This window comes from Nocardia altamirensis NBRC 108246, from assembly GCF_001612685.1.
GTDB classification, from domain to species: domain Bacteria; phylum Actinomycetota; class Actinomycetes; order Mycobacteriales; family Mycobacteriaceae; genus Nocardia; species Nocardia altamirensis.
The window spans coordinates 145,354-156,965 of record NZ_BDAY01000021.1 but is presented as its reverse complement, the minus strand read 5'-3'; the positions used below and the strand labels follow the sequence as shown (position 1 = coordinate 156,965).

Sequence of the window (11,612 nt, the reverse complement as noted above, 5' to 3'; positions counted from 1 at the left end):
ACAACGCTCCACTCGTCGTCAGCTCCAAGCGGCCGCGACACGGTCCGACATCCTCGACGCGGCCGAGACACTGTTTCTGGAACGCGGCTACGCGGCGACCTCCGTCGACGCGATCGCCGGAGCGGCGAACGTCGCCCGCGCGACCGTGTTTCTTGCGTGCGGTTCAAAAGTGGAGATCCTGAAATCGCTACGGGACCTGCGGCTCGTCGGAGACGACGAGCCGATTCCGATGCTCGATCGACCGTGGTTCCGCGAGGCGCTCGAAGCCACCAACCGGGACGACGTGCTGCGGCTACACGCGCGGAACATGCGCATCATCTGCGACCGCGAGGCAGGCATCGAACGCGTGCTCGCCTCGGCCGCCGATGTGGAGCCCGCGCTGCGGGAGCTGTACAACGAGGCACACCAGCAACGGGCCGCCGGGATGCGATTGATCGTCGAGGCCGCGGCGGCCGGGGGCACCGATCCGATCGCGGACATCGAAACCTTCGCCACCGCCGTGTATGCCCTGTCCGGTCCCGAGGTGTACGAGCTCCTGGTACGCCGGAGCGGCTGGTCGTCCGATCATTACGAGAAATGGCTGGCGGCAACGCTTATTCGGCAGTGCGCTGATAGCGCGGCATGCGGCGGTTCCGCTACGTAGTCCCTGATGTCGAGCGCAGTACTCCTCGCGGGCGGCACATTCCCTCGGAGCCGCACCGTGCCGAACAAACTCGGCCGCGGCATGGACCCCGCCGCCCTCTACGCCCTGTTCACCCGGTCTGCCGCAGCGTTCTTGAATGAGTGACGCTTTTTCGCGGCCATGCACGCGCACGGTAAGAGCCGGGCGGTGATCTCACTCGGCGCGGCGCCGGCAAACTCGGCGAAGGCACGGGAAAGGTGCGCGTGATCGCTGTAACCCGTCTCGGCCGCGAGATCGGCGAGCGTGCCAGGATATCCGTCGATCAGCCGGGAGAAGGCCGTTCGGAAACGAATCAGCCGGGCCATCGTCTGCGGCGACTGCCCTAGCTGCGCGGCAAATCTCTTGGCCAGATGTTTGCGACTCCAGCCGACGGCGGCCGCGAGGGTTTCGATGCGGATCCGGCCGCCGGTGACGGTCAATCGCCGCCAGGCCTCGACGACTTCCGGAGCAGGCGACGGACCGTCCTCCGCTCTGGCGAACAAGAAACTCTCGATCACGGCGAATCGCCGCCGCCAATCATCGGCCTCGCCGACCGCGGCGGCCAGATCGGATCCGACCGCACCGAGCACGGCCTCCAGATCGGTTGTGTACCCGCCCAATTCGGCGATGGGCAGACCGAGCAACCGGTATGCGCCGACCGGTGTCAGGTTGATGCATGCCCACATCGGCTCGGCGACACCAGGTTTCGGCCGACCCGTGACGTACGTCGCTTGCAGACCAGGACTCCACAGCACCGGATGCCTGTCGAACGTGTCGAAGGAGAAGATCAGTGGCACCCGTGCCCTGGCCGGAACCAGCCATGGCGATGATCGGACCGTAGCCGACCGGACCGAAGCGGAACCGCCGCAATATTTGTCGACGATGTGCCGTAGCCGCGGATGCGGCACGCCGGCACAGTTGGACGTCTGCATGGCCGAACCTCCCTGTCAGCCAACCACAAATAGGTCACGGCAATACTTCCTGATGGAATAAGAAGGTTCATCTTTCGGTTCGGTCACCGAACCACGATGGCATCGTCCCAGCTCCCGACCGGCTGCGGAAAAAGCGACATTCGTTCAAGCCTGCGGCGGCCTGCCGCCGATAGCCTCACCTCGGTGCTGTGTCACCAACCGAATAAAGCGCAGTACCAAGAGAAACGGGGGCAATCTAGTGCAACACATCGAAATAGCATCTCGAGCCGACCTCGTCGAGCGAGCAACGAAGCTGGTCCCCTTGTTGCAAGAGAATGCCTTACGTATCGAGGCCGACCGCAGGCTGCCCTCCGACATTATCGACGCGCTGACGACCGCGGGAATGCCGCAGCTGCGGGCGCCTGCCCGCCACGGCGGTCATGAAGTCGACATCCGCACGATGGTCGACGTCATCGCGGAACTCGCACGTGGTGACGCGTCGACGGCGTGGACGGTATCGGTGTGGTGCACGTTCGCCTGGATCGTCGGCTTCTTCCCCGAGGAGGTGCAAGCGGAGGTATTCGGCAGCCCCGGCGCGCGGGTCAGCGGGGTCCTCGGGAAGCCGGGAACGGCGGTGCCGACGGACGGTGGCTACCTCATCAGCGGCCGATGGGCCTTCAATACCGGTGCGACGCAGAGTGACTGGAATGTTGTCATCGCACGGCATCCGCTGCCGGAAGGCAAGCATCGATCGTTTCTGATGTTGGCGAAGTCCAGCGATTTCACGACGATCGATGATTGGCACTCCAGCGGGTTGTGCGGATCCGGCAGTGTCACTTCGGTCGCAAAGGATGTGTTCATCCCCGAAGCACGCGCCCTGCCGATGCCGACGGTCCTCAAAGGACAATCCGGCGCCCAATGCGATCCGGACAACCCGTTCTACCGAACGCCGCTGTTTCTCGGCGTGATCGTTTCCGTGGCAGGGGTTCCGCTCGGCCTGGCCAGGGCCGCACGCGAGGCATTCCATGACCGGCTTCCCGGCCGCGCGATCACGTATACGGACTATGCCAGCCAGAGTGCGGCTCCCATTACCCACATGCAAGTCGGCACCGCCGCAATGCTTCTCGATGAGGCCGAGTTCCACATCACCAGCACCGCCGACTTCCTTGACGAAAAATCCGTCAGCAATCCCGTATGGACACTGTCGGAGCGCGCCAGGGTGCGGTTCGGCATCAGCGCTTCCTGCCTGCGCGCAAAGGAGGCGGTCGACATCCTGACCATCGCGAGCGGTGCGTCGTCGGTGTACCGAAATGTGCCCATCCAACGCATCGACCGCGATATCCGCGTCGTGCACCAGCACGCATCATTGCATCCGAACACCGCGATCGAATTGCACGGCAGGATGCTGTGCGGACTAGAGCCGAACACCAATAATTTATGAGCACAGGGAGGGAATCTCGTGCCTCATCGTCGCCATGGCGGCGCCGGATCAGCCGCAACCTGCGACGACGGCAATAAGGACAATTCTCGCGAATGGTGTTGGCGGCGTAGGGATTGCCTCCGATAAGTATTGCCAAATGGAATAATCTTGGTAGGGTCGGTTGCGCTCCGCGCCTGTGGCCGGTGCTCGTTCCAACAATCTGCGCAACCCGATCGGGCGCGGTTGCCGTATGAGGCGGTGAATTGGTGGGCGATAGTCGGTCGGTGCTCCGATCCTGGTGGAGCGAGCGCATCGACTATCGCTGGCTGGTCGACACGATCGGGGCGCATTCGGCCTTGCGGCCGTTGAAGACGATGGTCGGCTGTGCGGGTCTCGTCATGCTGGCGATCACGATCGTCGCGCTGTGCTCCCCGGCCGGGCAGCACGGAACGGCCGGGGACATTCAAGCAGGCATCGTCGCCACGACCGCCGTGCTGTGGACGTTGCGCTGGTGGTTGCTGCCGTGGCCTGGCGAAGCCGAATCGTTGGTGCTGATCGCCATGGTCGACATCGCCATCACCGCCAACAACGTCATGGTGCAGGACCGGCTACTCGGTGCGATGGGCAGCGCGTTGCTGGTGGTCACCGGGGGTTATGTGACCATTTTCCACGGGCCGCGATTTCTGCTGTGGCACGTCGGCTGGTCGCTGTTGTCGATCGTGGTGTTGTCGCTGATGATGGTGCTCGGCGACGGGCACGGGGCCGGCGATGCCGCGCTAGGTGTCGTCGTGGTGCTCGTGTCGTTTGTCGTCGATATCTTCGTGTTGCCGATTGTGCAGTTCTGCCATTGGGTATTGCGCCGCGACGCCCTGACGGATCCGCTGACCGGCCTGATGAATCGGCGCGGCCTGGACTACCACATGCAGCGCCATGTCGACTGTTCGGATTCGCGCCGCCGCTTCTCTCGTCGGCGCGAAACGCGGGCATGCTATTTCGCGACAGTGGATCTCGACCGCTTCAAGACCGTCAACGACACCTTCGGACACGCGGTCGGCGACGACGTCCTGGTGAGCACTGCGCAACGCCTACGTGCGACCGTCGACCCCGATGCCCTCGTTGCGCGCATCGGCGGTGAGGAGTTCGCGCTCGTCGGTCAGCTGCTCGACCCGTCCGACGAGATCGGCGAACGACTCCGTGCCGCCATCGCGACCATGCCGAATCTCCCCGTCGAGGTCACCGCGAGCGTCGGCGTCGCCCTGTGGGACGGCACCCAGATGGCTGCCAAATGCACCGAACCCGCAGGCAGACACCTACTCCAACTATCCGACGACGCCATGTACGTGGCGAAACGCCTAGGCGGCAACACCGTCATCGTCACCAGCGCCAACGAACCAGGCACCCCCACGTCCCAAGGCGTCCCCACCGGCGAATGGTGGGGCTGACCCAGGCGAGGTCGGTGGATCCGAATGGCCCCTTGGGCGAATTGGCTTGGCTCGAGGGGCCATTCGGATTTCCATCGGGTAGGTCAGACGACAGTCGGTGTTGCTCCTTCGTGTCGGATAAGGGTTTCCGGCATCAGGCGAAGGGACTCACGGTGTTTTTTGCGCCGACCAGAGCTGCACCGTAGATCTCCAGGTTGACCTGCGGGATGAGCATGCCGTGGCGGGCGGCCACACTGGCGTCACGCCAAATGCGTTGGAGTGGGCTGGCATCGGCGAAGCCGCTCGAACCGTGCGCGGTCATCAGGACTTCCAGTGCACGGTTCACGCTCCGTGCGGCTACCGCGGCGTCGGCGCGGTAGCGAGCACGGAGCAGTTCGTCGGGATAGACGGCTTCGGCGGCATGCACGTCCATGGCGTCAGCGGCACGGTAGGCATGCAGTTCGGCGGTGTCCAGCGCGGTGGCCGCCTCGGCGATCTGCAGCTGAAAAGCGACAGAATCGGATTGGCGGTCGAAGCTGGTGAAGGCGATGCCCTTGTTCCCCGCACCCTCGATGACGTGGGACAGCGCAGCACGGCCGAGCCCGAGCTGCGGCCCGACGACCATCAACACGAGCGTTGGCACCATGGCGGTGCGGAAGGCCGCGGCAGCGCCGGCATCGGTAGCGTTCGCCCCCGCCACCAGCGGGCCGAGCCGCATGACGCGGTGGTCGGGCACGAATGCGTCGTCGACAACGAAGCGGTTGCTGCCCGTCGCACGCATCCCGGTCATGTGCCACTCGTCCACGATCTCGAAGTCCTCGCGCGGCACCAGGAAAGCCGCAGGACCATCGTCGAGGACTGCCGACGCGATCGCCCACGACGCGTGCCAGATCCCGGAGGCGTAACTCCATGCGCCACTGAGCCGGAAGCCGCCGGGCACCTGGCGGACCGGGCCACTCGGCTTCAGGGTGCCGCTGATCAAGGTATCGGGCGAACTGCCCCACACATCGTCCTGCGCCTGTTCCGGAAAATGGGCAACGCACCAGTTGTTGCCGTTCCACAGCCCGGTCAGCCAGCCGACGCTGCCGTCCATCGCGGCAACGGCGGACGCCACCTCGAGGTGGGTGCGGAGTCCAGCCTCCCCGCCGCCGTACCGCTTGGGCGCCGACACCCGGAACACACCCGCCGCCTGCATCGCAGCGACGGTCTCGTCGGACAGCCTGCGGTCCGTGTCGGCCTTGTCCGCAGCACCGGTCAGCTGTGGTGCCAATGCACCGATGGTGGTGAGCAAGTCGGAGCTCATCGCACTCTCCTCAGGATCGGGGTTGTCGCGGCGTTCACTGGGCACCGCCGCTCTGACCATTGGTTTCGGTGACAACGAGGCCCGCGCGGAGCAATCGCTTGATCGCCCGCCCTTGCAGTGCCGACAGCGTCGGCGCCAGCTCGGACCACAGCACCGGACCGTTCGAGAGCGCGTCCCACAGTCCCTGTCCGCCATCGCGTTCCAGGCAGCGCACCTCGATCTCGGGGTCCTCGCTGGAGTAGAAGCGGTGACACGGCACCGTATCGACCAGCGGGGACGGCGCCGAATCGGTGTTGGCGATCGGGTCGAGCCAATAGTGGGCAAGCCCGTCGCGTGCTTCCTGCGGGATCTCGAATGGTGGTGACATGCCCTTGAATCCGGGGATGTCGGCGGCGACGCTCGCGCGGATCCTGGTCTCTGGCGCCAGCGAAATCCGTTCCACTGCTGCGAGTTCCACGGTGTCGGCGGCACTCACAGCTTGCAGGTAGGGGCCCTCGGTGGCCAGATCGCGCGGGTCCCGGCTGCCGTTGGTCATCACGTTGAGCAGGTCGGGGACCAGCGCCGTGTTCAGCAACGCCTGGAAGGTGGCCTCGGTGGCGTTTTCCAATGTGCCGCCGCGATTTTCGCGCTGCCAGTACGTACTGGTCGGGTGCGTGCGCGAGATCTCGTGGTACCACTGGTCGATGCCGAGCGCGAATGTCTCGGCCATGGCCCGCCATTCGACGTCGTAGTCGCGCCAGAGATCTCGCTTGGTCTGCTCGTCGACCGAAGGGTCGAAGCTCTTGCGCAGCACCAGTGCCGCCGCCCATGCCTGGGTCACCGCGAACGACATCCCCGACGAGAACAACGGATCCACGAAGTACGACGCATCCCCGACCGCGAGCCAGCGCTCGTCGAAGGACCCGAAGTGATCGCTGATCCGCGAATAGTTCGTCGCGGTCAGCATTTCCGGGCGGATCGGCTCCGCATCGACGATCAGATCACGCAGCACCGGAATCGAGTGCAGCGCCTTGGCGAAGATCTCCGGATCACGCAGGTTCACCCGCGACATCGTGTCCGGGTTGGTGACGATGCCGATGGACCAGACGTTCTCCCGCACCCCATCGATATCCCGTGGTGTCGGGATGTACCAGACCCAACCGTGCTCGAAGGCTGTGCAGTAGATGGGCGACTGGTTCTTCTCCCGGAACACGTTCCAGTCACCCGGAATCTGCTGCGCCGGAATGCAGTTGCGGAAGTGCGACCACACCGCGATGTTGCGGTACTCCGAGAGCCACTGCTTGTCCCGCTGCGATCCGCGCGCGGCCACCGAGTTCGCCCGGCCCGACGCGTCGATGAAATAGCCTGCCCGGATCGGGGTGCCGTCTTCCAGTACGACGGTCGCGTGACCTTCGCCGTACCCGAATTGGGTGATCCGGACCCCCTGGAAGACATGTGCGCCGCTGTCCTCGGCGTGATCGAGCAGGACGGTGTCGAACTCTTCCCGGTTGACGTGAATCGACCAGCGGTTCACCCCGTCGACCAGGTAGTCGGCGTGCTCGAAGAGCGAAACGAACGGACGATCGTTGTCCCACTGGAAGATTCCGCCGAACTTCTGAATCCAGCACTGACTGGCGAGCACCTTCTCCAGCGCCCCACTGGCTTGTAGGACCGGCACCAGCGGATGCGCGCCGGATTCCCCGATGTGCTCACGCGGGAACACTTCCCGGTCGAAGACGGCAACCCGCAGATCGGTGTCGCGGCACAGCATGGCGGCGAGGGTCGACCCGGCGGGTCCGCCGCCCATGATCACCACGTCGTACTCGGTAGCCATTTCGGTGACAGGTGTTGGCATAGTAGACCTTTCGACGAGCAGACGATCAGACGATCTGGATGCGCTGTACGTGGCGCTCGGCGGATCCGCTGAATCCGTTGCGTCCGTGTAGCAGCGCGTGGTTTTCGACGACGACGATGTCGCCGGTTTCCCATGGGTGGGCGTAGCAGTAGCGCGGGTCGTGCAGTCGCTCGCGCAGGTCCTCCATCACCCGGACGCCGTCCTCGGGCGAAATCCCCTCGAGGGTGAGGAAGAGCGGGTTGAGATACTTTGTGGGATCGAGTGGTTCGGCATAGCGGATGGTCGTCTCGCCGGTGGCCGGGTGTGTACCGAGCAGTGGCCACTTGGCCAGCCCGCCGTAGTGCGCGAGTTTGTCGGTCCGATAGGTGATGGTGGTCTGCGCCCAAAGATCCTTGAGCTCTTGCGGCGCTTCGCGATACACCTGAGTCGTGTCGGAGAACACCGTCTCCCCACCTGCACCTTGTGCACTGCCTTGTACACACTGGAACAGGAAGAACCGCGGCACCTGCGCGGCGAACGCACCGTCCCAGTGGAACGGCACATCACCCTTGTCGAACAGATAGTTCTGCGGGTTGTCTTTGACCACCAGGTCGAGGATCGTGCCGAAGTCCCACTGCAACAGCTCCCCCGCGGCGCGGCAGTACTGCTCGAGCTCCGGCTTGTCGAGCAGACCGTAGCCGCGCAGCACCGTCACTTTGGTGGCGAGCACGGTCGCGAGGAGATCCTCGACCGGCAGATCGGCGAGGGTCTGCCCGCCGGCAGGTGCGGTGACGATACGGGCAAAGGGTGACAGGTCCGTCCCATCGAGCACGGGCGGATGTACGCGGTTTGTCATAGTGTTCCTCGGGTTGCGAGTACGAAGTGGCTCGGCCGGCTGTTGCGCCAGATCAGGCGTGCGCCAAGGTCTTCCGCCTCGGCCCGCTTGATCAGCGTGTATCTCGTGCCGTCGTCGAGCACGACGCCGTGCCACGGGGTCAGCCAGTTGTCCGGAGTCCGCAGCAGGTGGAAGCCGATCTTTCCGCTGTGGTGGGTTTGCGGATGGATGGACAGCCGTACCGCGTCGGGGAACACCCCGGCGACCAAGCCGCTCCATGCCTGACTGCGCTGCACCACTTCGTAAGCGGTCTCCTTCGACCGGTTGCGCCGCTGGGTCGCGCTCAACTCCGGCATCAGTGCCGTGTTGTCCTCCACCATGAATCGGTGGATACCGTTGAACATCCGTCGCATCGCCGGATCTGTTTTCACCGACTCGCGAATCGAGTCGATGCTCGTGGCGAACTCCTCGAGCAGACGCGCGCGGCGCTCGTCCCACGACAGCCCAGGCATGGCGTCACGCAACCCGTACAGGCCGATGGAGCCACCACCGGTGGACCGGATCACCCGGCGCAGCTCGGCGGCATACTCGTCGACGTTCGGGTCCGGAATGCCCAGTGAGTCGCTGAAGACGTGGCCGTCCGAGCAGATCGTCACGATCGCGCCAGGGGCATAGACCGCTGACACCTGATCGCAGAACCCCTGCAGCGACTCGATCGCCAACGTCTCGGCCATATCCGGCAGTCGCCCAAGGGTTTTGCGGCGGTTGCGCGACTTGGCAGGGAAGGCGGGAATCACGAAGTGCACCGGCTTGCCCGCCTCGACAAACCCGATCACCTTCTTCAGATGCGGCGCGAAACACTCATCGCAGGGGCCGACGTCGCAGACCGCGTCCGGTTCGGCGCTCCGACGCCTGGCGAAGACCAGGCGGAGTACGTCTGTGGCGACTGCCTCGGCGGCCAGGGGGAGCGGAGAGGTTATCGGCTCCGGCACAGGCTTGTGAACAAATTCAGAACTATTACCGACGGTTACGCTCATAACTACTTTCGATGACTTACGGTGGCACGGACCCATACGGCCGGCACAGAAAGCTGGCGGTCGCTTCTTGGCGTACCGCCCGAGTCCGTCCGAGCACCTGTGCTGGAAAGATCGCCTGGTCACCGCATATTGTTGAGCTCAATATCGGATCCACGGCGCAATCGGCTGCATACAATGTAACAATGAGCACTGCGGACCCTTCCGCAGTGGCCATCAAGTATCGCGTTGCCTATTAGCGGAATCTTTGCCGCCGCTATCTGCATACGCCCGAACAGCATGCATCGAAGAATGTCGATATACGACTCGGCCTTCATAGCACGGGAGACGATCTAAACCCCCGGGCGTGCGGCCAAAAAACGGCCCCCCAATCTCTACACGCTCAAATCGAAGAACATCATCATCGTAACTCTGTTCAATTGAGCCTGCAAGTCTGTTTCACTCAGTGGACTTGTCATATAACCGTCTCGGACACCGAACGTAGAGTTTCACGCGTAGCGAACTCGTCGTGAAATAAAAGAACTAATTCTCCGCGATTCTATTTCACCGAAATGCCGCCTCGACCGGCGGATCGGATGGGACAAACATGCAGCTCGTGCGCTTCGACCGGCGCGGTGACACATCTCCAGCGACGCGACGGAGATGCACTGCAATCGTGCCGCCAGGAACTTCGAAAGCGAATTACCCGCCGTCAGCAATATAGCAACTGGCGCAGCACAGCGGGCCCGCAATGCACAAGACCCCCAAACCAAGGGCATGGGGGTTGTGCTCGCGGCGATCACAACACTGGACGAAAAGGCCATTGTCGGCTTTCCGGTCTGTGCCGCGACTATTTCGGCAGAAAGGTGCTGATCAAAACATTGTCGGTCCCGATGACATGCTTTCGGGGGCTTGGTCGACGACCAAGCCCCCGAATCCAGCGGAGCCCGTATTGTTGCTGAACGCTATATCAGTGGGTTTCTGCCTTTCCCGGCTCGGACACCGGCACTGCCGTACCCTCGGCGTCCGCGGCGGCACGATCCCGGTACCACGCCAGACCGCTCAGCGCGATGCCTGCCACCGTGATCGCGGCTGCCACCAGATACATCGACCGCAACCCGCTGGTATTGATGACCTGGCCACCCATCCACCCCGCGAACGCAGCCGCAACCTGATAGGCCGACGCGTTGACCGCCAAGGCGAGAGTTGGTGCCGCACTTGCGATGCCGAGCACCCGAGCCTGCATCCCCGGTATCACCGCAAAGCCGAGCGCGCCGATGATGAACACCAGGACACCGATGATCACCGTACTGCTGCTCGTCACCCACATGACGGCGAGCGCGACGGCCATCAGCGTGAGCAGCCCGACCTGTGAGGGCATCTTCGCCTGGTCCCACAGTCGACCGCCGACGAGGTTGCCGACGGTTGCGCCGACGCCGTACACCAGCAGCCATATCGCAATGCTGCCGCTGGAGAACCCGGTGACGTCGGTCAGCAGTGGCGCGAAGTAGGTGAACACCATCAATATCCCCGCATTGGCGACCGCGTACACCGCAAGGGCCAATTGCAAGTCACGATTGCGGAATGCGCGCAGCTCACTGGCGACCGACCCACCCGAATTCGGCACGGCGGGCACCAGCTGCATCACGAGCAGCAACCCGATCACACCGATCACGGCGATCGCCGCAAAGGTGGCACGCCAGCCGTAATGCGAACCGATGAAGGTGCCGAGCGGTGCACCGAGGATCATGGCAATGTTCATACCGAAGACCAGCTTCGACACCGTCGACGCCTGCTTGCCCTCGGGCGCCGTCGCTATAGCGGTGACGACCGCATTGGCGAAGAACGTCGAGGTAATACTCGCGGCAATCACCCTGGCTACGAACAGAATCGCGTAGGACGGCGCGAGGGCCGAGACGAGGTTGCCGACGACGGCGACGGCGAGCAGCACCACCATCAAGGGTTTCCGTGGATACCGTGTGGTGAGCGCGGTCAGCGTCGGCCCTCCCACAATCATCCCGATGGCGTACGCCGTAACCAGCAGACCCGCAGCCGGAATCGACACACCTAGATCGGTCGCGAGATCCGGAAGAATACCGGCGATAACGAACTCACCGGTCGTAATTCCGAAGACGCACAAGGCAAGTGAAGCAATACTGAGCCGCATGATTCTCTTCTCTGTAAGAGCAGGGATCGGCGAACGTCACACGATCCGTGCTACGGCGATGACGCAGG

General features: G+C 63.8%; 9 protein-coding genes. 3 read left to right on the top strand and 6 right to left on the bottom strand.

The annotated features are described in order from the left end of the window. On the top strand, positions 1–643 hold a 643-nt coding region (locus NA11_RS14435; protein WP_069162365.1), incomplete at its 5' end, for a TetR/AcrR family transcriptional regulator. Positions 644–741: 98 nt separating this feature from the next. Here NA11_RS14435 and NA11_RS14430 read toward each other — a convergent pair. Next, positions 742–1,593, bottom strand: a complete 852-nt coding sequence (locus NA11_RS14430; RefSeq protein ID WP_084654618.1) for an AraC family transcriptional regulator — start codon at positions 1,591–1,593, stop codon at positions 742–744. A gap of 301 nt (positions 1,594–1,894) precedes the next feature. Here NA11_RS14430 and NA11_RS14425 point away from each other — a divergent pair, with 301 nt between their 5' ends. Together NA11_RS14425 and NA11_RS14420 are read left to right on the top strand one after the other, a co-directional pair. After that, entirely contained in the window at positions 1,895–3,013 is a 1,119-nt protein-coding gene (locus NA11_RS14425) for an acyl-CoA dehydrogenase family protein (RefSeq protein WP_218023299.1), read from the top strand. A gap of 263 nt (positions 3,014–3,276) precedes the next feature. Beyond that, on the top strand, positions 3,277–4,434 hold the full coding sequence (locus NA11_RS14420) for a GGDEF domain-containing protein (protein WP_069162362.1): 1,158 nt from the start codon (positions 3,277–3,279) through the stop codon (positions 4,432–4,434). Positions 4,435–4,567: 133 nt separating this feature from the next. Here the strand turns inward: NA11_RS14420 and NA11_RS14415 are convergent, their stop codons facing one another. The 5 genes from NA11_RS14415 to NA11_RS14395 all read right to left on the bottom strand — a co-directional run bounded on the left by NA11_RS14415 (position 4,568) and on the right by NA11_RS14395 (position 11,544). Beyond that, positions 4,568–5,716 carry an acyl-CoA dehydrogenase family protein gene (locus NA11_RS14415; RefSeq protein WP_069162388.1) on the bottom strand — a complete coding sequence of 383 codons (1,149 nt, stop codon included), beginning with the start codon at positions 5,714–5,716 and terminating at the stop codon, positions 4,568–4,570. Between the two features lie 34 nt (positions 5,717–5,750). Continuing rightward, entirely contained in the window at positions 5,751–7,550 is a 1,800-nt protein-coding gene (locus NA11_RS14410; protein WP_218023298.1) for an NAD(P)/FAD-dependent oxidoreductase, read from the bottom strand. A gap of 25 nt (positions 7,551–7,575) precedes the next feature. After that, complete coding sequence (locus NA11_RS14405) at positions 7,576–8,385, bottom strand: TauD/TfdA dioxygenase family protein (protein ID WP_069162361.1); 810 nt, start codon at positions 8,383–8,385, stop codon at positions 7,576–7,578. Continuing rightward, positions 8,382–9,356, bottom strand: a complete 975-nt coding sequence (locus NA11_RS14400) for an L-tyrosine/L-tryptophan isonitrile synthase family protein (RefSeq protein WP_245745872.1) — start codon at positions 9,354–9,356, stop codon at positions 8,382–8,384. The genes NA11_RS14405 and NA11_RS14400 overlap by 4 nt, the downstream gene beginning before the upstream one ends. Before the next feature lie 991 nt (positions 9,357–10,347). Then, a complete protein-coding gene (locus tag NA11_RS14395) occupies positions 10,348–11,544 on the bottom strand; it encodes an MFS transporter (protein ID WP_069162360.1) in 1,197 nt (398 codons plus the stop codon). Positions 11,545–11,612 lie beyond the last annotated feature (68 nt).